Source organism: Citrobacter sedlakii NBRC 105722, from assembly GCF_000759835.1.
Lineage (GTDB): Bacteria > Pseudomonadota > Gammaproteobacteria > Enterobacterales > Enterobacteriaceae > Citrobacter_A > Citrobacter_A sedlakii.
In genome coordinates this window covers 67,818-91,220 of sequence record NZ_BBNB01000010.1, presented here as the reverse complement: position 1 = coordinate 91,220, position 23,403 = coordinate 67,818, and the positions used below count along the sequence as shown (strand labels likewise).

The window sequence follows — 23,403 nt, the reverse complement described above, 5'->3', positions numbered from 1 at the left end:
GATTAACACCCCACTAAAATCCTGTTATTCTGCCCGTTGCGGTACCGGGCATTTACCCTACTAACTGCTGTCTCACAGGAGCGTGAAGAAAATCGCCCATCGATAAAAGCGCCGCACTATGACAATGAGAGCGAGGAGAACCGTCGTGCTAGAAGAATACCGTAAGCACGTAGCTGAACGTGCCGCCGAGGGGATTGTGCCCAAACCCTTAGATGCAACCCAAATGGCCGCGCTCGTCGAGCTGCTGAAAAACCCGCCAGCGGGTGAAGAAGAATTCCTGTTAGACCTGTTAATCAACCGTGTTCCCCCTGGCGTCGATGAAGCCGCCTACGTTAAAGCGGGTTTTCTCGCTGCCGTCGCCAAAGGCGAAACGACCTCCCCGCTGGTTACGCCAGAAAAAGCCATCGAACTGCTTGGCACCATGCAGGGTGGTTACAACATCCATCCGCTGATCGACGCGCTCGACAACGACACGCTGGCGCCGATTGCCGCCAAAGCGCTGTCCCATACCCTGCTGATGTTCGATAACTTCTACGATGTGGAAGAAAAAGCCAAAGCGGGTAACGTATTTGCAAAACAGGTGATGCAGTCGTGGGCGGATGCCGAATGGTTCCTGAACCGTCCGCCGCTGGCCGAAAAAATGACCGTTACCGTCTTTAAGGTGACCGGTGAAACCAACACCGACGATCTGTCCCCGGCGCCGGACGCCTGGTCCCGCCCGGATATCCCGTTGCACGCGTTAGCGATGCTGAAAAACGCCCGTGAAGGTATCGAACCGGATCAGCCTGGCGTGGTCGGTCCGATCAAACAAATCGAAGCCCTGCAGCAAAAAGGCTTCCCGTTGGCCTACGTCGGCGACGTCGTGGGGACCGGCTCTTCCCGTAAATCCGCCACCAACTCGGTGTTGTGGTTCATGGGCGATGACATTCCGCACGTGCCGAACAAGCGCGGCGGCGGCCTGTGCCTCGGCGGTAAAATCGCTCCTATCTTCTTTAACACCATGGAAGACGCGGGCGCGCTGCCAATTGAAGTGGATGTGAGCAACCTGAACATGGGCGACGTGATTGACGTTTACCCGTACAAAGGGGAAGTGCGTAACCATGAAACCAACGAACTGCTGGCCACGTTTGAGTTAAAAACGGACGTGCTGATCGACGAAGTGCGCGCCGGTGGCCGTATCCCGCTGATCATCGGTCGTGGCCTGACCACCAAAGCGCGCGAAGCGCTGGGCCTGCCGCATTCAGACGTGTTCCGTCAGGCGAAAGATGTAGCGGAAAGCAGCCGCGGCTTCTCGCTGGCGCAGAAAATGGTTGGCCGCGCCTGCGGTGTAACCGGTGTCCGTCCTGGCGCGTACTGCGAGCCGAAGATGACTTCCGTTGGTTCTCAGGACACCACCGGCCCAATGACACGTGATGAACTGAAAGACCTGGCGTGCCTGGGCTTCTCCTCTGATCTGGTCATGCAGTCCTTCTGCCACACTGCGGCGTATCCGAAGCCGGTCGACGTCACCACGCACCACACGCTGCCGGACTTCATCATGAACCGTGGCGGCGTATCGCTGCGTCCGGGCGATGGCGTGATCCACTCCTGGCTCAACCGTATGCTGCTGCCGGATACCGTGGGTACCGGCGGTGACTCCCATACCCGTTTCCCGATCGGCATCTCCTTCCCGGCGGGCTCCGGCCTGGTGGCGTTTGCCGCGGCGACCGGCGTGATGCCTCTCGACATGCCTGAGTCCGTGCTGGTGCGCTTTAAGGGCAAAATGCAGCCGGGCATCACCCTGCGCGATCTGGTTCATGCGATCCCGCTGTATGCCATCAAACAGGGTCTGCTGACCGTTGAGAAGAAAGGTAAGAAAAACATCTTCTCTGGCCGCATCCTGGAAATCGAAGGTCTGCCGGATCTGAAAGTCGAGCAGGCGTTCGAGCTGACCGACGCCTCTGCCGAGCGTTCTGCTGCCGGTTGCACCATCAAGCTGAACAAAGAGCCGATCATTGAGTATCTGAACTCCAACATCGTCCTGCTGAAGTGGATGATTGCGGAAGGCTACGGCGATCGTCGCACTTTGGAACGCCGTATTCAGGGCATGGAAAAATGGCTGGCGGATCCGCAGTTGTTGGAAGCCGATGCTGACGCAGAGTACGCGGCGGTAATCGACATCGATCTGGCGGATATCAAAGAGCCGATCCTGTGTGCGCCAAACGATCCGGACGATGCGCGTCTGCTTTCCGACGTACAGGGCGAGAAGATCGATGAAGTGTTTATCGGTTCCTGTATGACTAACATCGGTCACTTCCGTGCGGCCGGTAAGCTGCTGGATGCGCACAAAGGCCAGTTGCCGACCCGTCTGTGGGTCGCGCCGCCAACCCGCATGGATGCCGCGCAGCTCACGGAAGAGGGCTATTACAGCGTCTTCGGTAAGAGCGGCGCGCGTATCGAAATTCCGGGCTGTTCGCTGTGCATGGGTAACCAGGCGCGCGTGGCTGACGGCGCGACGGTGGTCTCCACCTCTACGCGTAACTTCCCGAATCGTCTGGGGACCGGGGCGAACGTCTTCCTGGCTTCTGCGGAGCTGGCGGCGGTTGCGGCGCTGATCGGTAAACTGCCGACGCCGGAAGAGTATCAAACCTATGTAGCGCAGGTGGATAAAACCGCTGTCGATACTTACCGCTACCTGAACTTCGACCAGTTGTCTCAGTACACCGAGAAAGCTGACGGGGTGATCTTCCAGACGGCAGTGTAGTTTTGATGGTTTTCCCGTGCCGGACAGGCGTTACGCCGCCATCCGGTACGGGTTAATCTGACGGCTGCGCTTATCAGGCCCACAGGCTGAGACAACCCATCGCAACGGCGGTGGGTTTTTTATTTTCATTCCTCCCGCCTCTCACGCTTTTTTTCTTCCTCTCTGCTGCGATAATTAGCTCAAGGGCTTTGCAGAGGAACACCTTATGGATTACGAATTTCTGCGCGATGTTACCGGTGGGGTAAAAGTGCGTATGTCGATGGGCCACGAAGTGGTCGGGCACTGGTTTAATGAAGAAGTGAAGGATAACCTGGCGTTGCTCGATGAAGTGGAGCAGGCCGCACGCGCGGTAAAAGGCAGTGAACGTTCCTGGCAGCGGGCGGGTCATGAATACACGCTCTGGATGGACGGCGAGGAGGTGATGATCCGCGCGAACCAGCTGGAGTTTACGGGCGATGAGATGGAAGAAGGCATGAACTACTACGATGAAGAGAGCCTGTCGCTGTGCGGCGTGGAGGATTTTCTTCAGGTGGTGCGGGCTTATCGGGATTTTTTAGCGCAATCCTGAGTGAATTCAATCATCCACAAGGCCGGACGCCAGTGTCCGGCTTTTTTTTAACCGTAAAAGTCCTTGTTGATTTTTATTAATCATTTTGAATCTGTGATCTGGCGCGTTTGTGCTTTAAATTTGATTAAATATAATCTTTGTGATTTTATTTAATCACAACATAACAACAGGCGGGAAGACCATGAACATCAAAAAGGCAATAGAACGCGTACCCGGCGGCATGATGGTTGTGCCACTGGTGATCGGCGCCATTATCAATACCTTTGCCCCACAGGCGCTGGAGATCGGCGGGTTCACCACCGCGCTGTTCAAAAACGGCGCGGCGCCGCTGATTGGCGCCTTCCTGCTCTGTATGGGGGCGGGGATTAGCGTGAAAGCCGCACCTCAGGCGTTGTTGCAGGGCGGTACGATAACCCTGACCAAACTGCTGGTCGCCATTGCGATTGGCCTGGGCGTTGAGCATCTGTTCGGTGCGGAAGGGATCTTCGGCTTAAGCGGCGTGGCAATCATTGCGGCGATGAGTAACTCAAACGGCGGGCTTTACGCGGCGCTGGTGGGGGAGTTTGGCAACGAGCGTGATGTCGGCGCTATTTCAATTCTGTCTCTGAATGACGGGCCGTTCTTTACGATGATCGCGCTGGGCGCGGCGGGTATGGCGAACATACCGATCATGGCGCTGGTCGCGGTGCTGGTTCCGCTGGTGGTGGGGATGATCCTCGGTAACCTTGATCCCAACATGCGCGACTTCCTGACCAAAGGGGGGCCACTGTTGATCCCATTCTTCGCGTTTGCGCTGGGTGCGGGGATCAACCTTGAAATGCTGCTGCAGGGCGGTCTGGCAGGCATTCTGCTTGGCGTACTGACCACCTTCGTCGGCGGTTTCTTTAACATTCGCGCCGACCGTCTGGTGGGGGGAACCGGCATTGCCGGCGCGGCGGCCTCCAGCACCGCCGGGAACGCGGTGGCGACGCCGCTGGCGATTGCCCAGGCAGACCCGTCGCTGGCGGAAGTAGCTGCCGCTGCCGCCCCGCTGATTGCCGCATCGGTGATCACAACCGCGATTCTGACGCCTGTCCTGACCTCGTGGGTCGCCAAAAAGCAGGCGCGTCAGGTCGCTGAGGAGAAAAAAGCATGAAGATGATCGTTATCGCCGATGACTTTACGGGCTCTAACGATACCGGCGTGCAGTTGGCGAAGAAAGGGGCGCGCACCGAGGTGATGCTGACGCCGGAGCAAAAGCCCTCGCGTCGTGCCGATGTGCTGGTGATCAACACCGAAAGCCGCGCGATACCCGCAGAGCAGGCGGCGAAAGCGGTAGCGCAGGCATTAGCGCCCTGGTGCGAAGGTGAGACGCTCCCGCTGGTATACAAGAAAATTGATTCCACCTTTCGCGGCAACGTCGGCGCGGAAGTGACGGCGGCGATGCGAGCCGCCAACCGGACGCTGGCGGTGATCGCGGCGGCGATCCCCGCTGCCGGGCGCACCACCCGTGACGGATTATGTCTGGTCAACGGTACGCCGCTACTGGAAACCGAATTTGCCAGCGATCCGAAAACGCCGATTCTCTCCTCGCGCATTGCGGAGCTGATTGCGCTACAAAGCGATATCCCGGTACATGACGTGTCGCTCGATGACGTGCGACGCGGACAGCTCAGCGCGTTGCTGAGGGCTTTTGCCGCCGAGGGGGAATGTATGGTGGTGGTCGATGCGGTAGAAGATCGCGATCTGTCGCTGATTGCCCAGGCTATTTGTGAACAGGCTACGCTGCCGCTGCTGGTCGGCGCTGCCGGACTGGCGAACGCGCTACCGGTCAGAATGTTCATGCAGGAGAAGCAGGAACTGCCGGTGCTGGTGGTGGCGGGGTCGATGAGCGAAGCCACGCGGCGGCAGGTTGAAAAAGCGCTCTGCCAGGCGCGCGCCAGCGTGGTGGACATTGATGCCTCACGGCTGATTTCGGCGCAGGCCGAACAGGAAATCGCCGCGGTGGTGGAGCAGGCCTGCGCGCTGCTCGGCCGCCAGCAGCACACGATTCTCCGCACCAGCCGGAGCGCGGACGATCGGCAGATGATCGACGCGCTGTGTACTGAAGCAGGCGTGAGCCGCCAGCAGCTTGGTGAGATGCTCAGCCAACGCCTCGGGACCATTACGCTGCGCATTATCGAACAGGCGCGTATTGGCGGGCTGTTCCTGACCGGAGGAGATATCGCCACTGCGGTTGCCAGCGCGCTTGGCGCGGAAGGCTATCGCATCCAGAGCGAGGTCGCGCCCTGCATTCCCTGCGGGACGTTTGTGAACAGCGAAATCGACGACCTTCCGGTGATCACGAAAGCAGGCGGATTCGGTTCAGACAGCACCCTTTGTGATGCGCTTTATTTTATTGAGGAGATGTACAGTGGTAACTAAAACAATTGCGATTACGATGGGCGATCCGGCGGGTATCGGTCCGGAAATCATTGTCAAAGCGCTTTGTGAAGATGAACTTAACGGCGCGCCGCTGGTGGTGGTGGGATGCCTGCAAACCCTCAAACGTTTGCAGGCCAAAGGGCTGGCGGAAGGGGTGACCTTTCGCGCGATTGACGGTGTCACGCAGGCGCGATTTACGCCGGGCGTGATTCACGTCATCGACGAGCCGCTGGCGCAGCCGGAGGCGCTGGAGCCAGGTAAAGTGCAGGCCGAGGCGGGCGATCTGGCCTACCGTTGCGTAAAACGTGCGACAGAGCTGGCACTGAAAGGCGATGTACACGCCATCGCCACCGCGCCGCTGAATAAAGAAGCGCTGCATCTGGCGGGGCATCATTACCCGGGACATACCGAACTGTTAGCGACGCTGACCGAGAGCCGTGACTATGCGATGGTGCTTTACACCGACAAGCTGAAGGTGATTCACGTTTCGACCCATATTGCGTTACGCAAGTTTCTCGACACCCTCAACGGACAACGCGTGGAGACGGTCATCGGCATCGCGGATCGCTTCCTGAAGCGTGTTGGTTTCGCCCAACCGCGCATCGCCGTTGCCGGGGTCAATCCCCATGCAGGTGAAAACGGTCTGTTTGGCGATGAAGAAATTCGCATTGTGTCGCCAGCCATTGAAAACATGAAGGCGAAGGGAACAGACGTTTACGGCCCATGTCCGCCGGACACCGTGTTTTTACAGGCGTACGAAGGCCAATATGACATGGTGGTGGCGATGTACCACGATCAGGGGCATATTCCGCTCAAACTGCTCGGTTTCTATGATGGCGTGAACATCACCGCTGGTCTGCCGTTTATTCGTACCTCTGCCGATCACGGGACGGCGTTTGATATCGCCTGGACGGGAAAAGCAAAATCTGAGAGCATGGCCGTATCGATTAAACTGGCAATGCAACTGGCGTAATTTCCTGTTATGAAAGGACAACACCGTCTGGATAAGATTGTGGCGTATTTGAAAAATCATACGCTGGTGACCGTGGAACAGCTGGTAGATGCGGTAGAAGCATCGCCCGCGACGATCCGACGCGATCTGATCAAGCTGGATGAACAGGGCGTGATCAGCCGCAGCCACGGCGGTGTTGCTCTGCGTCGTTTTGAACCGGCGCAACCCACAACCAATGAAAAGCAATTACGATCGCCTGCTGAAAAGCGGGCGATCGCGCGTTTTGCCGCCTCAATGGTACAGGCGGGCGACGCAGTGGTGTTGGATGCCGGCACCACCATGCTGGAGTTGGCAAAATGCCTGACTCATCTGCCGCTCAGGGTGATCACCGTCGATCTGCATATCGCCCTGTTTTTGTCCGAGTTTCGCCAGATTGAAGTCACCATTGTGGGTGGCCGCATTGATGACAGCAGTCAGTCCTGCATCGGCGAGTTTGGTCGCAAAATGTTGCGTAGCGTCTATCCCGATATCGCCTTCATGAGCTGTAACACCTGGAGTATGGAAAAGGGCGTCACGACGCCGACGGAAGACAAGGCAGGACTGAAGCAGGAGATTATCGCTAACGCCCAACGCAAGGTTCTGCTGGCCGACAGCAGCAAATATGGCGCGCATTCGCTGTTCAACGTAGCGCCGCTGAGCCGTTTTACCGATGTGGTGACCGATGTGAATCTGCCCTTCCCTGTCCAGGCTGAGCTGAAAGCCCACTCCGTGGCTCTTACGCTGGTACAGCCTGAATTTTAAAGGGAGCGATCACCGCTCTCAGGGCGGGCGACACGTTGCGACGCGGATAATACAAAAACGCCCCTTCCAGGCGAAAACTGTGGTTCTGTAGCGTCCGGATGAGCCTGCCGTGGGCTAAATTTTCTCGAACTCACTCCTCGGGGACATAGGCCAGATCGGGGCCTAAACTTGCCGCCTGCGCTTCCATATCACTGTCAGATAGCGCCCATCGTCCCTGGCGGGGCCGACCACGGTCATGTCCATATCGGGCGAAACACTTCGGGCGAAACGCAGAACCGATTTGCCGGATGACGCCATCCGGCACGTTGGTAAACGTTACACCGCCGGGATATTGCGCCCGTAGTAAATCTCACGCATCTCTTTCCAGAGCGCCGCGGTAATGTCTTTGCGCTCGACTTCGGTCAGATCTTCCGGTCGGGTATGGAACATATAGTGCTTAAGATCGAACTCTTTAAGCAGCATTTTGGTATGGAAAATATTTTCCTGGTACACATTGACGTCCACCATGTCATACAGCGACTTCATGTCTTCAGACATAAAGTTCTGAATGGAGTTGATCTCATGGTCGATGAAGTGCTTCATGCCGTTAATGTCGCGGGTAAAGCCGCGAACACGGTAGTCGATGGTCACGATATCGGACTCAAGCTGGTGGATCAGGTAATTTAGCGCTTTAAGCGGGGAAATCACGCCGCAGGTTGACACTTCGATATCCGCGCGGAAGGTGCACAAACCGCCTTCCGGGTGGCTTTCCGGGTAGGTATGCACGCAGATGTGACTTTTATCGAGATGGGCGACCACTGCTTCCGGTAGGGGACCTGGATGCTCGGTGTTATCGATAAGCCGCGGATCGACGGGTTCTTCGCTCACCAGAATGGTGACGCTGGCGCCCTGCGGTTCGTAGTCCTGACGGGCGATGTTCAGAATATTGGCGCCAATGATGGAGCAGGTTTCTGACAGGATTTCGGTCAGACGATTGGCGTTATACAGTTCATCGATATAGGCGATGTAGCCGTCGCGCTCTTCGGCGGTTTTGGCGTAGCAGATATCATAAATACAAAAACTCAGACTTTTGGTCAGGTTGTTAAAGCCATGCAGTTTCAGTTTTTTCAATTTCTTATCTTCTCCTTAGGACGACGAGGCGGTCAGTGCGTCTAGCAGATACTGGGGTAAGGCAAAGGCTGCTGTATGGATAGCCGGGTTGTAATAGCGGCACTTCAGACCTGAGCTGTGAAAACGCGCCTGGATGATTTCGGTCGACAGGCTACGTAGCGCGTCGTTATCGGACGCCCAGGCGAAGGTCATGATGCCGCCATAATAGGTGGGAATGGCTGCCTGATAAAACCCGACGTCGGCGAAGTAATGGCTGAGCTTGCGGTGGCTGTCGACAGCTTCGTCCTGTTGCAGGAAGCATACGCCGTTCTGGGCGACAAAGATCCCGCCGGGGGTCAGGCAGCGTTTGCAGCCTTCGTAGAACGCCGAGGTGAACAGGCTCTCGCCGGGGCCGATCGGATCGGTGCAATCGGAGATGATCACATCAAAGGTTTGCTGCGTCTGGTTGACGAAATTAACGCCGTCGTCGATCACCAGGGTAAAACGCGGATCGTCATAGCTGCCAGCGTTGTGCGCAGGCAGATACTGGCGGCAAAAAGAGACCACGCCCGCATCGATCTCCACCATGGTGATGGTTTCAACGTTTTTGTGGCGGGTGACTTCACGCAGCATCGCACCGTCGCCGCCGCCAATAATCAGCACGTGCTTCGCGTGGCCGTGGGCCAGTAGCGGAACGTGTGTCATCATTTCATGATAAATGAACTCATCGCGCTCGGTAGTTTGCACCACCCCATCCAGCGCCATGACGCGGCCAAAGGCGGCGTTTTCGAAGATGATCAGATCCTGATGTTCGGTCTTCTCGTGATAAAGCACGTTATCGACGGCAAAGTACTGTCCAAACTGGTCGTGTAGCGTTTCATGCCACTGCTGTTTGTCGGCCAAAGGTTGATACCTCCATTGTTAACACCCGTTAAAAAGGGCGCAACATAATAGCTAACTATGACCGCGGATGCACGGTCATGATGTCAACAACAGGGTAGCATGATTTTATTTGACGTAGGCGAGCAGGCTCAGCGAGTCGCGCGCCAGCGCTTTGCATTTTTTAGCGACGGGAATACCGATACCGCTCAGATCGCGATAGCTGTCTTCGCCGAGCGATTTCATATCGAAGGAGTCGTAATTACTGAGGTCCCACTGGTTTTGCTGAGCAAAAAAGACCAGCGCGCGCCGAATTTGCCCGTTGGGTAAATTCTGGTAGCCGCAGTCATTTTTCAGAAAAACAAAAACGGCTGTTAAATCGGCCATATCTTCGGCTTCAGATTCACTGAGCGCATAACTGTTCGCGCAAACAGCCATCAGACTGCTGAACAGCACGGTTCTGAAAAACGTCTTCATTGCTTCTACCACGGCATCACGGAAACTAAACGTTAGCACACTGTTGGCAAGGCGACGACTTTTATTATTGTTCAGCGTGATGTCATAAACTTGACCTTCCCGTAAGGGGAGGGTCTATGCTCAAGGATTAGGCTGTTTTCGCCTGCTGCAAAATAAGGAAGTGATTATGCAACGTCGTGATTTCTTAAAATATTCTGTGGCGCTTGGGGTGGCGTCGGCTTTGCCGCTGTGGAGCCGCGCTGTTTTTGCCGCTGAGCGCCCTGCGCTTCCCATTCCGAATCTTCTGACTCACGATGCCCGTCATCGTCTCTCGTTGACGATTCAGGCAGGGCAGTCAACGTTTGCCGGGAAGACGGCGACGACCTGGGGTTATAACGGCAACGCGCTTGGTCCGGCCCTGAAATTACAGCGCGGTAAAACGGTGACGGTGGATATTCATAACCAACTGGCGGAAGAGACCACGGTGCACTGGCATGGGCTGGAAGTGCCCGGCGACGTGGATGGCGGCCCGCAGGGCATTATTCCCGCCGGGGGAAAACGCACCGTGACCTTTACGCCCGAACAGCGCGCGGCGACCTGCTGGTTTCATCCCCATCAGCATGGCAAAACCGGGCGTCAGGTGGCGATGGGGCTGGCCGGTCTGGTGATGATTGAAGACGACGAGATCCACACACTGCTGTTGCCGAAACAGTGGGGCATTGACGATGTGCCGGTCATTGTTCAGGACAAGCGCTTTACCGACGCCGGGCAGATAGACTATCAACTGGACGTCATGACTGCCGCCGTCGGATGGTTTGGCGATACGCTGCTGACCAATGGGGCGCTTTACCCACAACATGCTGCGCCGCGCGGCTGGCTGCGTCTGCGTCTACTCAACGGTTGTAACGCCCGTTCGCTTAATTTTGCGACCAGCGATAAGCGTCCATTCTATGTCATTGCCAGCGATGGCGGCCTGTTGCCTGAACCGGTAAAAGTGGCTGAACTGCCGATGTTGATGGGCGAACGCTTTGAGGTGCTGGTGGACGTGAGCGACGGTAAGCCGTTCGACCTTGTGACCCTGCCGGTCAGCCAGATGGGGATGGCGGTCGCGCCGTTTGATAAGCCGCACCCGGTGATGCGCATTCAGCCAGTGGCGGTAAACGCCTCCGGGACGCTGCCGGACACGCTCGCGACATTGCCAGCCCTGCCGTCGCTTGACGGGTTGACCGTACGTAAATTGCAGCTATCTATGGACCCGATGCTTGACATGATGGGCATGCAATTGCTGATGAAGAAGTATGGTCCGCAGGCGATGTCGGGTATGAATCATGGCCAGATGCAGGGGCATAAGGGCCATATGCAGCACGGCGGTATGGATAAGATGAACCACGGCGGGCATGTTGACTTCCACAATGCCAATATGATCAACGGCGTCGCCTTTGACATGAACAAACCGATGTTTGCCGCCAGCAAAGGACAACATGAGCGTTGGGTGATTTCTGGCGTTGGCGACATGATGCTGCATCCGTTCCATATTCACGGTACGCAGTTCCGTATTCTGTCAGAAAATGGACAGCCGCCAGTGGCGCATCGCCGCGGATGGAAGGACACGGTTCGGGTTGAAGGCGGGGTGAGTGAAGTGTTAGTGAAGTTCGATCACGACGCGCCAAAAGAACATGCTTATATGGCGCATTGTCATCTGCTGGAACATGAAGATACGGGGATGATGTTAGGATTTACCGTATAAAAATGCCGGGGGCGGCTGTGATGGCGCCCCCGGCGGTATGCCCGGCGTTACCCGGGCATAAGCGTTACTTCTCGCCGTCCGGTAGGGCATACGCGACAATATAGTCGCCCATCTTCGTACCAAACGAACCGTGACCCCCGGCGGAAATCACCACGTATTGCTTACCGTTGACCTCATAGGTCATCGGCGTCGCCTGGCCCCCTGCGGGCAGACGACCCTGCCACAGTTTTTCCCCGTTGCTCATGTTATAAGCTCGCAGGTAGTTATCGGCAGTCGCGGCAATAAACAGCACGTTACCGGCGGTTGAGATAGGTCCGCCGAGCATCGGCATTCCCATATTAAAGGGAACCGGAACCGGCATCGGGAACGGCATACTGTCCTGCGGCGTACCAATGCGTTTCTTCCAGACGATTTCGTTGGTTTTCAGATCCAGCGCTGAGATATACCCCCAGGCCGGTTGCTTACACGGCAGACCAAACGGTGACAGGAACGGATTCAGCGTCACGCCGTAGGGCACACCGTACTGTGGCTGAATACCCGACTCGGTGCCGGTGCCTTTGGCGTCTTTCGGCTGCTCCATCGGGTTACCCGGACCACGCGGGATCAGCTTCGAAACGAACGGCAGCGCCATCGGGTTGGCAATCGCCACCTGACGGTTGGGATCGACGGAGATACCGCCCCATTCGAACATCCCGAGGTTACCCGGGAACACCAGCGTACCCTGCTCAGATGGCGGGGTGAAGATACCTTCATAGCGCAACTGGTGGAACATCACGCGGCACACCAACTGGTCGAACATGGTGGCGCCCCACATATCCGCACCGGTCAAATCTTTCGTCGGACGGAAGCTCAGCTCGGAGAACGGCTGGGTTTTGGTGACGTAGTCGCCTTTTGCGGCACCCTGCGGTACCGGGGTTTCCGGCGCCGGGACGACCAGCTTGCCGTTACGACGGTCAAGGACAAAAATGTTGCCGGTTTTCGCCGGGGCGTAGACAACAGGCACGGTCTGGCCGTTGACGGTAATATCCGCCAGCGTCGGTTGAGCGGGCAGGTCCATATCCCACAGATCGTGGTGAACGGTCTGATAGCTCCACGCGAGCTTACCGGTAGTGGCATTCAGCGCCAGAACGGAGCTGGCGTAGCGTTCCTGCTCCGGCGTACGGTGGCCGCCCCAGATATCCGGCGTGGAGACGCCCATCGGCAGATAAACCAGGTCCAGCTTCGCATCATAGGCCGCAGGCGCCCACGAGTTCGGTGAGTTAAAGGTGAAGGTGTGCTCATCCGAAGGAATGGCATTTGGATCTTTCGCGCCCGGATCGAACGCCCACAGCAGTTTACCGTTGTTAACGTCGAAACCGCGGATCACTCCGGACGTTTCGCGGGTGGAGAAGTTATCGGTGACCGACCCGGCAATCACAATCGTTTTATCGGTAATGATTGGCGGCGAGGTCGGTTCGTACAGACCCGGCGTTTGATCCGGCATATTGGTTTGCAGGTTCAGCACGCCTTTGTTGGCAAAGGTTTCGCACAGCTTGCCGTTTTCCGCGTTCAGCGCAATCAGACGTCCATCGTTTACCGGCAGGATGATGCGGCGCGGACAGTCGGCAATCACTTCCGGAGAGGCCGTGTCGGCCTTCGCTTCATGGTAGGAGACGCCGCGGCAGGTGACGTGCTGGAAAGACTCGTTCGGTTTCAGTTCCGGGTCGTAATGCCATTTCTCTTTCCCCGTCGCCGCATCCAGCGCGAACAGTCGCTGGTGGGCGGTGCACAGATACAGCGTGTCACCCACTTTGATAGGCGTGACTTCGTTAGTCAGTTCGCCCGGATCGTCCGGCTGCTTCAGGTCGCCGGTACGAAACACCCACGCTTCCTTCAGCTTGTGAACGTTATCGGCGTTAATCTGCTTCAGCGGTGAATAGCGCTGGCCTTCCTGGTTGCGCCCGTAGGCAGGCCAGTCACCGTCAGCCACCGGCGAGATAGGTTCGGCTGGCGTCGACTCGGCGCTGAGCGTGCCGTCAATTTCCTGCGGATCGTTGAAGCCCGCCCAGGTCAGGATCCCGCCGCTGATCAGCAGGGCGACCAGCAGGGCGGCGACCGCGCCGCCGGAAGGAATTATCAGGCGACGCCAGACAAAAGGTAAAATCAGCCAGATGCCGAAGAAGACAAGAATGTCGCTGCGCGGCGTCAGCGCCCAGAAGTCGAAGCCGACTTCCCATACGCCCCAGATCAGAGTGGCGAGCAGCAGAGCGGCATACAGCCACAGCGCGGAGCGCTTGCTGCGCCAGAGCAGCCAGGCGACGCCCAGCATCGCCAGACCGGCGATCGGGTAGTACCAGGAGCCGCCGATAGCGACCAGCCAGCCGCCGCCGATCAGTAAATACAGCCCGCAGAGCGCGGCAAAGAGGGCCGTTAGCGTCACGAGAAGCCGTGGCGAACGTGCATTGTTTTCAGCCATAAAAAGACACCATCTCAATTTGTTAAATTTTTAATAGCAATTAATTATAGGATTTAACATGTGTGATCGTCATCACAAAATGAGCTTTATCAACAGATGCCGCGAATAAATACTTTTACTGGTATACTGCGTGCCTTGCATTTCGATGCCGGTTCATCTGGAGCAGGCATTGAGTGATTTGTTTTTAAATCATATGGTTAGAGATATGAAACATACTGTAGAAGTCATGATCCCTGAAGCGGAGATCAAAGCGCGTATTGCCGAACTGGGTCGTCAGATTACTGAACGTTATAAAGACAGCGGCAGTGAAATGGTGCTGGTGGGTCTGCTGCGGGGGTCATTCATGTTTATGGCGGACCTGTGCCGTGAAGTGCAGGTATCTCATGAAGTCGATTTTATGACCGCCTCCAGCTACGGTAGCGGCATGTCTACTACCCGAGACGTGAAAATCCTCAAAGACCTGGACGAAGATATTCGCGGCAAAGACGTGCTGATTGTGGAAGATATTATTGATTCCGGGAATACACTGTCGAAAGTGCGCGAGATCCTGGGGCTGCGCGAACCGAAATCGCTGGCGATCTGCACTCTGCTGGATAAACCCTCCCGTCGTGAAGTGAACGTGCCGGTGGAATTTATCGGTTTTTCGATTCCGGATGAGTTCGTGGTGGGCTATGGCATTGATTACGCGCAGCGTTATCGCCATCTGCCGTATGTCGGTAAAGTGGTTCTGCTGGACGAGTAAGCGAAGACATGCCGGATGGCGTTGCCGCCCGGCATGGTCAATTAGCGGTGATTGATGTGTTTCTTACTGAGGTTAGACACGCCCTGACGATACCGCTGTTCCAGCGACTCGCGGTTGGTGGCCGTCACTTCCAGATCGCGCAGCAACCCGTCGTGAATACCGTACGCCCAGCCGTGAATCGTCACTTTCTGACCGCGCTTCCACGCCGACTGCATGATGGTGGAATGGCCCAGGTTGTACACCTGTTCCATTACGTTCAGCTCACACAAGGTGTCCATCCGACGCTCCTGCGGCATTTCACCGAGCAATGAGCTATGTTTGAACCAGATATCGCGGATGTGCAGCAGCCAGTTGTTGATTAAACCCAGTTCCGGGTTTTCAACCGCCGCCTGCACGCCGCCACATCCGTAGTGGCCGCAGATAATAATGTGTTCAACTTCCAGCACATCGACGGCATACTGCACCACAGAGAGGCAGTTGAGATCGGTGTGGATGACCAGGTTGGCCACATTACGGTGAACAAATAATTCGCCCGGCTCGAGTCCGGTTAAACGTTCTGCGGGAACGCGACTGTCGGAACATCCAATCCATAGAAAGCGCGGTTTCTGCGCTTGCGCCAGTTTCTCAAAAAATCCGGGATCCTCTTCCACCAGCATTTTTGACCATAGTGCATTGTTGCTGATGAGTGTATCTATGTCTTTCATGGAGGTTAACGACCTGTAACCAAATAAGTGCGTTGGGCTAATATAGGGCAACTCCGCGATTATTTAAACCACATATAAAGTGTAAGAACGTAAGGTAAGTAAAAATTTATGACCATTGCACTGGAACTTCAACAACTTAAAAAAACGTATCCGGGGGGCGTTCAGGCGCTGCGCGGTATCGATTTGCAGGTCGAAGCGGGTGATTTTTATGCGCTTCTGGGACCAAACGGGGCAGGAAAGTCGACCACCATCGGCATCATCAGTTCGCTTGTTAACAAAACATCCGGGCGCGTTAGCGTGTTTGGCTACGATCTTGAAAAAGATATTGTCAACGCCAAACGCCAGCTGGGACTGGTGCCGCAGGAGTTTAACTTCAACCCTTTTGAGACGGTGCAGCAAATTGTCGTGAATCAGGCGGGGTACTACGGCGTCGAACGTAAAGAAGCGGTCGAGCGCAGCGAAAAGTATCTGAAACAGCTCGATTTATGGGAGAAGCGTAACGAACGCGCGCGGATGTTATCCGGCGGGATGAAGCGTCGCCTGATGATCGCCCGCGCCCTGATGCATGAGCCGAAACTGTTGATTCTTGATGAGCCAACCGCCGGGGTGGATATTGAGCTTCGCCGCTCAATGTGGGGTTTTTTGAAGGATTTAAACGACAAAGGCACCACGATCATTCTCACCACCCACTATCTGGAAGAAGCGGAAATGCTGTGCCGCAACATCGGTATTATTCAGCATGGCGAGCTGGTGGAAAACACCTCAATGAAGACTCTGTTGTCGAAGTTGAAATCCGAAACCTTCATTCTCGACCTGGCGCCGAAAAGCCCGCTGCCAAAGCTGAACGGCTATCAATACCGGCTGGTGGATACCTCCACGCTGGAAGTGGAAGTCCTGCGCGAACAAGGGATCAACAGCGTGTTCAGCCAGCTCAGCGAGCAGGGCATTCAGGTATTGAGCATGCGTAACAAAGCGAACCGCCTTGAGGAGCTGTTTGTGTCACTGGTTCATGAAAAACAAGGAGATCGCGCATGATGCAGCTTTACTGGGTCGCGCTGAAAAGTATCTGGGCGAAAGAAATTCATCGCTTCATGCGCATCTGGGTGCAGACGCTGGTGCCGCCCGTTATCACCATGACGCTGTATTTTATTATTTTTGGTAACCTGATCGGTTCGCGAATCGGCGAAATGCATGGCTTCAGCTACATGCAGTTTATCGTGCCGGGCCTGATCATGATGGCGGTCATTACCAACGCCTACGCGAACGTTGCCTCTTCGTTCTTCAGCGCCAAGTTTCAGCGCAACATCGAAGAACTGCTGGTGGCGCCGGTGCCTACCCACGTCATCATCGCCGGGTTTGTCGGCGGCGGCGTGGCGCGTGGTTTATGCGTGGGTATTCTGGTGACGGCGATTTCGCTGTTCTTCGTGCCCTTTCAGGTGCATTCGTGGGTGTTTGTCGCACTGACGCTGGTGCTGACCGCAGTACTGTTTTCGCTGGCGGGTCTGCTTAACGCCGTGTTTGCAAAAACCTTCGACGATATCAGCCTGATCCCAACCTTCGTGCTGACGCCGCTGACCTATCTGGGCGGGGTGTTCTACTCCCTGACGCTGCTGCCGCCGTTCTGGCAGGGGCTGTCGCATCTGAACCCTATCGTCTACATGATCAGCGGCTTCCGCTACGGTTTCCTCGGCATTCACGATGTGCCGCTGGTGACCACGTTCGGTGTGCTGGTGGTGTTTATCGTCGCGTTTTATCTGCTGTGCTGGACGCTAATCCAGCGCGGTCGCGGCCTGCGTAGCTAATGGCCTCATTCCCCTCTCCGTTCGGGGAGGGGATAACATTTGACCGCTGTCATCATTCTCTATTTATCACCCTGATAAACTACTTGCCTGCTAAGGAGGCGAACAATGTTAGGCTGGGTGATTACCTGTCATGACGATAAAGCAGAGGAACTGCTGGAGCGTCTGGAAACGAAATATGGCCCACTGGCGCAATGCCGGGCGGTGAATTTCTGGCGCGGTCTGAGCGCCAACATGCTGAGCAGGATGTTGTGCGATGCGCTGCACGAAACGGATACCGGCGACGGCGTCATATTTTTAACCGATACGTCTGGTGCTGCGCCGTATCGGGTGGCGTCACTGATGAGCCACAAACATCCCCGTTGTGAAGTCATTTCCGGCATCCATTTTCCCCTGCTGGAGCAGATGCTCCCCTTCCGCGCAACGATGAGCAGCGAGGCGTTTCGCCATCATATTGTGTCGCGTGGCGCGCCGGAGGTAACCAGTCTCTGGCATCAGCAGCAAAAGAATCCACCGTTTGTGCTGTTGCACGATCTGTATGACTGCTAGCGCCTGACGGGACAGGCGCTGGGGCATTTTGATCACAGAGATGAATTGATACAATCCTCGCGTTGTCTCTTTCCCGGTTCGTGTCATGAAAAAATACCTTCTCTTTCTGCTGCTGTGTGTCTCTACAGTCGTCAGCGCGGCGTTGCCTGCCCGTTATATGCAAACCACCGAAGATGCGGCGATCTGGGCGCAGATTGGCGACAAAATGATAACGGTGGGGAACATTCGCGCCGGGCAAATCCTTGCGGTCATCCCCGTGGCGGCTGACTATTATGAATTTTCATTTGGCTTCGGAACCGGCTTTATCGATAAAGGGCACCTGGCGCCGGTACAGGGCAAACAGCGGGTTGAAGACAGCTTAGGCGATCTCAATAAGCCACTCAGTAACCAAAACCTGGTGACCTGGAAAGCGACGCCCGTTTACAACGCCCCGAATGTGGGCAGCGCGCCGTTTGGCGTGCTGGCGGAAAACTTACGTTATCCCGTCATCAGTAAGCTGAAGGATCGGCTTAACCAGACCTGGTATCAAATCCGCATTGGCGAGCGGCTGGCCTGGATAAGCGCGCTGGATGCCCAGGAGGACAAGGGGCTGCCGGTGCTCACTTACCACCACATTCTACGTGATGAAGAAAACACCCGCTTTCGTCATACTTCGACAACCACCAGCGTGCGGGCATTCAGTAACCAGATGACCTGGCTGCGGGACCAGGGTTACGCCACGCTGACTATGGCGCAGCTTGAAGGGTATGTGCGCAATAAAATGAACCTGCCCGGGAAGGCGGTGGTCATTACCTTTGATGACGGTCTCAAGTCCGTCAGCCGCTATGCGTATCCGGTGTTGAAGCAGTACGGCATGAGGGCCACCGCGTTCATTATCACCTCGCGCATAAAAGGTCGACCGCAGAAGTGGGATCCACGTTCGCTACAGTTTATGAGTGTTTCCGAGCTTTACCACATCCGTGATGTTTTTGACCTTCAGTCGCATACCCACTTTTTGCATCGGGTTGATGGCTATCGTCATCCCATTCTGTTAAGCCGCAGCCACCATAATATTCTGTTTGATTTCAAACGGTCACGCCGGGCGCTGGCGCAGTTTACGCCGCAGGTGCGTTACCTTTCGTATCCGTTTGGCGGTTATAACGCGACGGCGGTTAAGGCCGCGAAAGACGCCGGATTTCATCTGGCGGTGACGACGGTAAAAGGGAAGGTTAAGCCGGGAGATAATCCGTTTTTGCTGAAGCGCCTGTACATCCTGAGAACGGACTCGCTGGAGACGATGTCGCGGCTGATCAGCAATCAGCCGCAGGGGTAGATATCAGGCAACCTGAACCGGAATGGCTTTTGCGGTGCGTTTCATTTCATTGTCGCCTTCAAAGTAGGCGACATTTGGCCGCCAGCGGCGCGCTTCTTCGTCGGACATGGTGACGAAGCTGGCGATGATCACAATATCCCCCACGCTGGCGCAATGCGCCGCCGCGCCGTTGACGGAGATAATGCGCGAACCGCGCTCGGCGGCAATTGCATAGGTGGAAAAGCGTTTGCCATTCGATACATTCCAGATATCGATAGCTTCATTTTCGAGGATCCCGGCGGCGTCGAGGAAATCCTGATCGATGGCGCAGGAACCTTCATAGTGCAGGTCCGCCTGAGTCACTTTCACGCGGTGGAGTTTGCCCTGCAGCATAGTGCGAATCATAACGTCTACCTTAAAATATTCGTCATCATTCAGGCTGTCCCTATTCAGGACGCCTGAGAAGATTGATGAGTATGTACTGTCGTTAACCCGGCAGGGCGCGCCCTGCCTTGAGAATTTTCTCAGGCAGTATTGCCCGATTTTTAACCCCTGTCTACTGGGTTAATGTTACCGTCTGGTTGTCAATCAGGCGCGCCTGTCCCAGCCACGCGGCCACCAGAATGACCGCCCGCTGGCTGGTTTCCGTCAGCGCAAGCAGGGTGTCGGCGTCGCGGATCTGAATATCATCGGCGCGGAAGCCTTTCTCATTCAGGGCTTTTTCCGCAAGGGCGATCATTTCATCCAGTTCGCGCTCGCCGGCCTGCAGTTTTTCACCAATCTCACACATGACCTTGTATAAACCCGGGGCGATTTTGCGCTGCTCCGCGGTCAAATAACCATTGCGTGAACTGAGGGCTAAACCGTCTTTGGCGCGAATAATCGGTACGCCGACGATTTCAATGTCGTAGCCCATATCGGCCACCATTTTGCGGATCAGCGCCAGTTGCTGAAAATCTTTTTCACCGAAACAGGCGATATCCGGCTGAACGAGGTTAAACAGCTTGCTGACGATGGTGGAAACGCCGCGGAAATGGCCCGGGCGGCTGGCGCCCTCCAGCATGGTGGAAAGACCAGGAACATCAACATACGTCTGGCCTTCGGTGCCCTGCGGGTAGATTTGATCGGCTGCCGGCGCGAAAACAAAATCGACTTTACGTTTGTTCAGCTTCTCACAGTCCTCCTGCAGCGTGCGCGGATAACGCACCAGATCGTCCGGGCGGTCGAACTGCATCGGATTAACGAAGATGCTGACCACCACGATATCGGCGCGGGCTTTCGCTTCATCAACCAGCTTCATATGACCGTCGTGCAGGTTGCCCATGGTTGGAACTAGCGCAATGCGTTTTCCTTCCTGGCGGGCTCTGCGGATATGCTGGCGCAGCAGCGGCAGGGTTTCAATTATCAACACAACAAAACTCCTTAATGGAAACTGTGTTCTTCGCCCGGATAGACGCCGGACTCCACCTCGGCAATATACTGCCGCACCGCGGCGCGCATGTCGCCTGCTTCGGTAAGGAAATTTTTGGCAAATTTCGGAATATGACCGCCGGTGATGCCGAAAGCGTCATGCATCACCAGAATCTGACCGTCAGTCACGTTGCCCGCGCCAATGCCGATCACCGGAATGGTGAGCGCGTCGGTGATGCGTTTTGCCAGTTCAACCGGCACGCATTCGAGCACCAACAACTGTGCGCCCGCGGCTTCCAGCGCCAGCGCGTCATCAAGCAGCGCTTGCCCGGCGTCACCGCGCCCCTGAACCTTGTAACCGCCGAAAATATTGACCGATTGCGGCGTCAGCCCCAGGTGACCGCAGACCGGAACGGCACGCTCGGTGAGCATTTTTACGGTATCCGCCAGCCATGCGCCGCCTTCAATCTTGACCATGTTCGCCCCGGAGCGCATCACCGCCGCCGCGTTTTCAAAGGCCTGCTCCGGCGTCGCGTACGCCATAAACGGCAGGTCAGAAAGCAGCAGGCAGTTCGGTGCGCCGCGACGTACCGCGCACGTGTGATAGGCGATATCCGCAACGGTAACAGGAAGGGTGGAGTCATGGCCCTGAACGGTCATCCCCAGCGAGTCGCCCACCAGCATCACGTTGATGCCTTCGTCGGCAAATAACTTAGCGAAGCTGTAGTCGTAAGCCGTAATGGTGGCGAAGCGTTTTTTCTCCTGTTTGCACTTTTGCAACAGTGAGATAGTGGTTGGTTTCATAACATTTCCTGATGGTGAACGTCATATTTATCGGCATTCTAACAGTCACATTCAGGGGGGCAATTATTTTAAGCAATCGATTGGCGTGAAAGCAGTAAACGCTAAAGGGGAGGGGGATTTACCCGCGTTCGGGTTTTTCTTCGCCGAGTTCGGCGAGGCGTTGTTGTAACGATTTTCCATCCGGAAACCGCAGGTCGGGCGCAATCTCATACAGCGGCCAAAGCATAAAGCCGCGGTTGTGCATATCGTAATGGGGAACAGTCAGGCGCTCGGTCTGAATGACACGATCGCCAAACAGCATAATGTCGAGATCCAACGTGCGCGGACCCCAGCGCTCGGCTTTGCGTACGCGCCCCTGCTGCAGTTCAATCCGTTGGGTATGATCGAGCAGAGTCTCCGGCGCAAGGTCAGTGTCCAGCGCGACCGCCGCGTTCAGGTAATCCGGCTGATCCTGGGGACCTAAGGGCGCAGTGCGGTAAAAAGAGGAGACGGCGACAATCCGGCTCTGCGGAATGTCGCCAATCGATTTTATGGCAGCATTAACCTGTTCCAGGGGGGAGGCCAGGTTGCTGCCAAGCGCGATATAAGCGAGGGTCACGCGGTACCCTCGCGACGCGGGGCGCGTTTGCGCGGGCGACGATTGCGGCGGCGTGGCATCGGGTCTTCATCCAGTTCGTTGAGCATGCCCTTCTGCTCTGGCGGCGCAGAGACCTGGAATTCGCCCCACCATTGTGCCAGGCGTTGCAGTTCGGCGCTTTTTTCCGCTTCGGCGCGCAGCGCCAGCAGATCGTAAGCCGCGCGGAATTTCGGATGTTCCATGAGCTTCCACGCGCGTTTTCCCTGACGGCGGGACATCCGTAGCTGAAGCTGCCAGATATCACGGGTCAGTGAGGTCAGGCGTTTTGGAATCGCCAGCGAACGGCAGGCCTCATCCAGCACGTCATTCATTGCCAGAGCGAATGCGTCGTAGTAGGCCAGGCCGCTTTCCTGGGCGATTTTCTGCGCCATCTCCAGTAACGGGTACCAGAACATGGCGGCAAACAGGAACGCCGGGTTCACCCGCATGTCGTTGTGAATACGGTTATCGGTGTTCTTCAGCACCTGGGCGATGATGCGCTCCATTGGGCTGTCGCCGTTTTCGGTGAAATAGCGGGTAATGGTCGGGAACAGCGGCTGGAACAGGCTGTATTCGCGCAGCTTAAGATAGGTCTCGTAGCCGTAGCCTGCCTGGAGCAGCTTCAGCGACTCTTCAAACAGACGGGCTGGCGGAATGTCGTTCAGCAGCGTCGCCAGACGCGGGATCGGCTCAGCGGTTTCCGGGCTGATGCGCATGTCCAGCTTGGCGGCGAAACGCACCGCGCGCAGCATCCGCACCGGATCTTCACGGTAGCGGGTTTCCGGATTGCCGATCAGACGGATGACGCCGTCCTGTAAATCCTTCATACCGCCCACGTAATCACGGACAGTAAAGTCAGCGACGCTGTAATACAGGCTATTAATGGTAAAGTCGCGGCGCTGGGCGTCCTCTTCAATGGAGCCGAAAATATTGTCGCGCAGCAGCATACCGTTTTGCCCACGTTGGGAGGTCGTGCGATCGCTCTCGCTGCCTTCGTGGTGACCGCGGAAGGTGGCGACTTCAATAATTTCCGGACCAAACATCACGTGCGCCAGACGGAATCGGCGACCGACCAGGCGACAGTTGCGGAACAGTTTGCGTACCTGATCCGGCGTCGCGTTGGTGGTCACGTCGAAATCTTTGGGTTTTTTGCCCAGCAACAGGTCGCGGACGCCGCCGCCAACCAGCCAGGCTTCATATCCCGCTTTGTTGAGCCTGTACATTACCTTCAGGGCATTTTCACTGATATCTTTGCGGGAAATAGCGTGCTGCTCGCGTGGGATGACCGTCATATGTGGACGGGCGACGGCAGTGTCTGCCTCGCTCTCCTCGCGGCTTAGCACCTTGCGGCAAAAATTAGCGACTCGGGTAAAAATAGTGCACCTCGGTAGTGTC

At 56.3% G+C, this 23,403-nt stretch carries 22 protein-coding genes and 1 pseudogene; 12 read left to right on the top strand and 11 right to left on the bottom strand.

What is annotated here, in order from left to right:
* The first annotated feature begins 145 nt into the window (after nucleotides 1-145).
* From acnB to CSE01S_RS14735, 6 genes are all read left to right on the top strand, one after another.
* A complete protein-coding gene (gene acnB / locus CSE01S_RS14760; protein WP_042289993.1) occupies nucleotides 146-2,743 on the top strand; it encodes a bifunctional aconitate hydratase 2/2-methylisocitrate dehydratase in 2,598 nt (865 codons plus the stop codon).
* Between the two features lie 205 nt (nucleotides 2,744-2,948).
* The gene (gene yacL, locus CSE01S_RS14755; RefSeq protein WP_042289991.1) at nucleotides 2,949-3,311 is read left to right on the top strand and encodes a protein YacL; all 363 of its coding nucleotides are present in this window, start codon (nucleotides 2,949-2,951) and stop codon (nucleotides 3,309-3,311) included.
* Nucleotides 3,312-3,492: 181 nt separating this feature from the next.
* On the top strand, nucleotides 3,493-4,446 hold the full coding sequence (locus CSE01S_RS14750; RefSeq protein WP_042289988.1) for a 2-keto-3-deoxygluconate permease 1: 954 nt from the start codon (nucleotides 3,493-3,495) through the stop codon (nucleotides 4,444-4,446).
* Nucleotides 4,443-5,714, top strand: coding sequence for a D-threonate kinase (dtnK, locus tag CSE01S_RS14745; protein WP_042289986.1), 1,272 nt, complete (start codon nucleotides 4,443-4,445; stop codon nucleotides 5,712-5,714). Before CSE01S_RS14750 ends, dtnK begins: the two co-directional genes overlap by 4 nt.
* Nucleotides 5,704-6,687 (top strand): D-threonate 4-phosphate dehydrogenase, encoded by a 984-nt coding sequence (locus CSE01S_RS14740; protein WP_082636854.1) that lies wholly within the window; start codon nucleotides 5,704-5,706, stop codon nucleotides 6,685-6,687. Before dtnK ends, CSE01S_RS14740 begins: the two co-directional genes overlap by 11 nt.
* 9 nt (nucleotides 6,688-6,696) lie before the next feature.
* The gene (locus CSE01S_RS14735; RefSeq protein WP_042289980.1) at nucleotides 6,697-7,467 is read left to right on the top strand and encodes a DeoR/GlpR family DNA-binding transcription regulator; all 771 of its coding nucleotides are present in this window, start codon (nucleotides 6,697-6,699) and stop codon (nucleotides 7,465-7,467) included.
* On the opposite strand, the pseudogene CSE01S_RS23385 reads toward CSE01S_RS14735, so the two are convergent.
* The 4 genes and pseudogenes from CSE01S_RS23385 to CSE01S_RS14720 form a co-directional block, all read right to left on the bottom strand.
* Nucleotides 7,442-7,690: pseudogene (locus tag CSE01S_RS23385) on the bottom strand (LysR substrate-binding domain-containing protein); the annotation flags it as partial. The gene CSE01S_RS14735 and the pseudogene CSE01S_RS23385 overlap by 26 nt on opposite strands.
* 92 nt (nucleotides 7,691-7,782) lie before the next feature.
* Nucleotides 7,783-8,577 (bottom strand): adenosylmethionine decarboxylase, encoded by a 795-nt coding sequence (speD, locus tag CSE01S_RS14730; RefSeq protein ID WP_042289978.1) that lies wholly within the window; start codon nucleotides 8,575-8,577, stop codon nucleotides 7,783-7,785.
* A gap of 15 nt (nucleotides 8,578-8,592) precedes the next feature.
* Nucleotides 8,593-9,459, bottom strand: coding sequence for a polyamine aminopropyltransferase (gene speE / locus CSE01S_RS14725; protein ID WP_042289975.1), 867 nt, complete (start codon nucleotides 9,457-9,459; stop codon nucleotides 8,593-8,595).
* A gap of 105 nt (nucleotides 9,460-9,564) precedes the next feature.
* Nucleotides 9,565-9,912, bottom strand: a complete 348-nt coding sequence (locus CSE01S_RS14720; RefSeq protein ID WP_042289971.1) for a YacC family pilotin-like protein — start codon at nucleotides 9,910-9,912, stop codon at nucleotides 9,565-9,567.
* Between the two features lie 166 nt (nucleotides 9,913-10,078).
* Between CSE01S_RS14720 and cueO the strand changes: the two genes are divergently transcribed.
* Nucleotides 10,079-11,638, top strand: coding sequence for a multicopper oxidase CueO (cueO, locus tag CSE01S_RS14715; protein WP_042289969.1), 1,560 nt, complete (start codon nucleotides 10,079-10,081; stop codon nucleotides 11,636-11,638).
* A 64-nt stretch (nucleotides 11,639-11,702) separates the two neighbouring features.
* Here the strand turns inward: cueO and CSE01S_RS14710 are convergent, their stop codons facing one another.
* On the bottom strand, nucleotides 11,703-14,093 hold the full coding sequence (locus tag CSE01S_RS14710; RefSeq protein ID WP_042289966.1) for a glucose/quinate/shikimate family membrane-bound PQQ-dependent dehydrogenase: 2,391 nt from the start codon (nucleotides 14,091-14,093) through the stop codon (nucleotides 11,703-11,705).
* Nucleotides 14,094-14,298: 205 nt separating this feature from the next.
* On the opposite strand from CSE01S_RS14710, the gene hpt reads away from it, so the two are divergent.
* Entirely contained in the window at nucleotides 14,299-14,835 is a 537-nt protein-coding gene (hpt, locus tag CSE01S_RS14705) for a hypoxanthine phosphoribosyltransferase (RefSeq protein ID WP_042289964.1), read from the top strand.
* Nucleotides 14,836-14,876: 41 nt separating this feature from the next.
* Here the strand turns inward: hpt and can are convergent, their stop codons facing one another.
* A complete protein-coding gene (gene can / locus CSE01S_RS14700) occupies nucleotides 14,877-15,539 on the bottom strand; it encodes a carbonate dehydratase (protein WP_042289961.1) in 663 nt (220 codons plus the stop codon).
* A 108-nt stretch (nucleotides 15,540-15,647) separates the two neighbouring features.
* Here can and CSE01S_RS14695 point away from each other — a divergent pair, with 108 nt between their 5' ends.
* From CSE01S_RS14695 to CSE01S_RS14680, 4 genes are all read left to right on the top strand, one after another.
* On the top strand, nucleotides 15,648-16,574 hold the full coding sequence (locus CSE01S_RS14695; RefSeq protein ID WP_042289958.1) for an ABC transporter ATP-binding protein: 927 nt from the start codon (nucleotides 15,648-15,650) through the stop codon (nucleotides 16,572-16,574).
* Nucleotides 16,571-17,341 (top strand): ABC transporter permease, encoded by a 771-nt coding sequence (locus tag CSE01S_RS14690; protein WP_042289957.1) that lies wholly within the window; start codon nucleotides 16,571-16,573, stop codon nucleotides 17,339-17,341. The genes CSE01S_RS14695 and CSE01S_RS14690 overlap by 4 nt, the downstream gene beginning before the upstream one ends.
* A 105-nt stretch (nucleotides 17,342-17,446) precedes the next feature.
* Nucleotides 17,447-17,887: a PTS sugar transporter subunit IIA gene (locus CSE01S_RS14685; RefSeq protein WP_042289954.1), complete on the top strand. Its 441-nt coding sequence runs from the start codon at nucleotides 17,447-17,449 to the stop codon at nucleotides 17,885-17,887.
* A gap of 85 nt (nucleotides 17,888-17,972) precedes the next feature.
* The gene (locus tag CSE01S_RS14680; protein WP_042289951.1) at nucleotides 17,973-19,199 is read left to right on the top strand and encodes a polysaccharide deacetylase family protein; all 1,227 of its coding nucleotides are present in this window, start codon (nucleotides 17,973-17,975) and stop codon (nucleotides 19,197-19,199) included.
* 3 nt (nucleotides 19,200-19,202) lie between these two features.
* Here CSE01S_RS14680 and panD read toward each other — a convergent pair whose 3' ends face one another.
* The 5 genes from panD to pcnB all read right to left on the bottom strand — a co-directional run bounded on the left by panD (nucleotide 19,203) and on the right by pcnB (nucleotide 23,384).
* Nucleotides 19,203-19,583: an aspartate 1-decarboxylase gene (panD, locus tag CSE01S_RS14675; protein ID WP_042289947.1), complete on the bottom strand. Its 381-nt coding sequence runs from the start codon at nucleotides 19,581-19,583 to the stop codon at nucleotides 19,203-19,205.
* A 151-nt stretch (nucleotides 19,584-19,734) separates the two neighbouring features.
* Nucleotides 19,735-20,589 carry a pantoate--beta-alanine ligase gene (gene panC / locus CSE01S_RS14670; RefSeq protein WP_042289945.1) on the bottom strand — a complete coding sequence of 285 codons (855 nt, stop codon included), beginning with the start codon at nucleotides 20,587-20,589 and terminating at the stop codon, nucleotides 19,735-19,737.
* An 11-nt stretch (nucleotides 20,590-20,600) separates the two neighbouring features.
* On the bottom strand, nucleotides 20,601-21,392 hold the full coding sequence (panB, locus tag CSE01S_RS14665; protein WP_042289941.1) for a 3-methyl-2-oxobutanoate hydroxymethyltransferase: 792 nt from the start codon (nucleotides 21,390-21,392) through the stop codon (nucleotides 20,601-20,603).
* A gap of 118 nt (nucleotides 21,393-21,510) precedes the next feature.
* Nucleotides 21,511-21,990, bottom strand: a complete 480-nt coding sequence (folK, locus tag CSE01S_RS14660; protein ID WP_042289938.1) for a 2-amino-4-hydroxy-6-hydroxymethyldihydropteridine diphosphokinase — start codon at nucleotides 21,988-21,990, stop codon at nucleotides 21,511-21,513.
* Nucleotides 21,987-23,384 carry a polynucleotide adenylyltransferase PcnB gene (gene pcnB, locus CSE01S_RS14655; RefSeq protein ID WP_204375587.1) on the bottom strand — a complete coding sequence of 466 codons (1,398 nt, stop codon included), beginning with the start codon at nucleotides 23,382-23,384 and terminating at the stop codon, nucleotides 21,987-21,989. The genes folK and pcnB overlap by 4 nt, the downstream gene beginning before the upstream one ends.
* Between the last annotated feature and the right edge of the window lie 19 nt (nucleotides 23,385-23,403).

Bases quoted from the DNA above. Each gene is read 5' to 3' on its own strand.
- CSE01S_RS14680 (WP_042289951.1), top strand. From the start codon at position 17,973: ATGAAAAAATACCTTCTCTTTCTGCTGCTGTGTGTCTCTACAGTCGTC.
- CSE01S_RS14690 (WP_042289957.1), top strand. From the start codon at position 16,571: ATGATGCAGCTTTACTGGGTCGCGCTGAAAAGTATCTGGGCGAAAGAA.
- cueO (WP_042289969.1), top strand. From the start codon at position 10,079: ATGCAACGTCGTGATTTCTTAAAATATTCTGTGGCGCTTGGGGTGGCG.
- dtnK (WP_042289986.1), top strand. From the start codon at position 4,443: ATGAAGATGATCGTTATCGCCGATGACTTTACGGGCTCTAACGATACC.
- panB (WP_042289941.1), bottom strand. From the start codon at position 21,392: ATGAAACCAACCACTATCTCACTGTTGCAAAAGTGCAAACAGGAGAAA.
- hpt (WP_042289964.1), top strand. From the start codon at position 14,299: ATGAAACATACTGTAGAAGTCATGATCCCTGAAGCGGAGATCAAAGCG.
- CSE01S_RS14695 (WP_042289958.1), top strand. From the start codon at position 15,648: ATGACCATTGCACTGGAACTTCAACAACTTAAAAAAACGTATCCGGGG.
- CSE01S_RS14750 (WP_042289988.1), top strand. From the start codon at position 3,493: ATGAACATCAAAAAGGCAATAGAACGCGTACCCGGCGGCATGATGGTT.
- can (WP_042289961.1), bottom strand. From the start codon at position 15,539: ATGAAAGACATAGATACACTCATCAGCAACAATGCACTATGGTCAAAA.
- yacL (WP_042289991.1), top strand. From the start codon at position 2,949: ATGGATTACGAATTTCTGCGCGATGTTACCGGTGGGGTAAAAGTGCGT.
- panD (WP_042289947.1), bottom strand. From the start codon at position 19,583: ATGATTCGCACTATGCTGCAGGGCAAACTCCACCGCGTGAAAGTGACT.
- CSE01S_RS14735 (WP_042289980.1), top strand. From the start codon at position 6,697: ATGAAAGGACAACACCGTCTGGATAAGATTGTGGCGTATTTGAAAAAT.
- CSE01S_RS14720 (WP_042289971.1), bottom strand. From the start codon at position 9,912: ATGAAGACGTTTTTCAGAACCGTGCTGTTCAGCAGTCTGATGGCTGTT.
- CSE01S_RS14710 (WP_042289966.1), bottom strand. From the start codon at position 14,093: ATGGCTGAAAACAATGCACGTTCGCCACGGCTTCTCGTGACGCTAACG.
- CSE01S_RS14685 (WP_042289954.1), top strand. From the start codon at position 17,447: ATGTTAGGCTGGGTGATTACCTGTCATGACGATAAAGCAGAGGAACTG.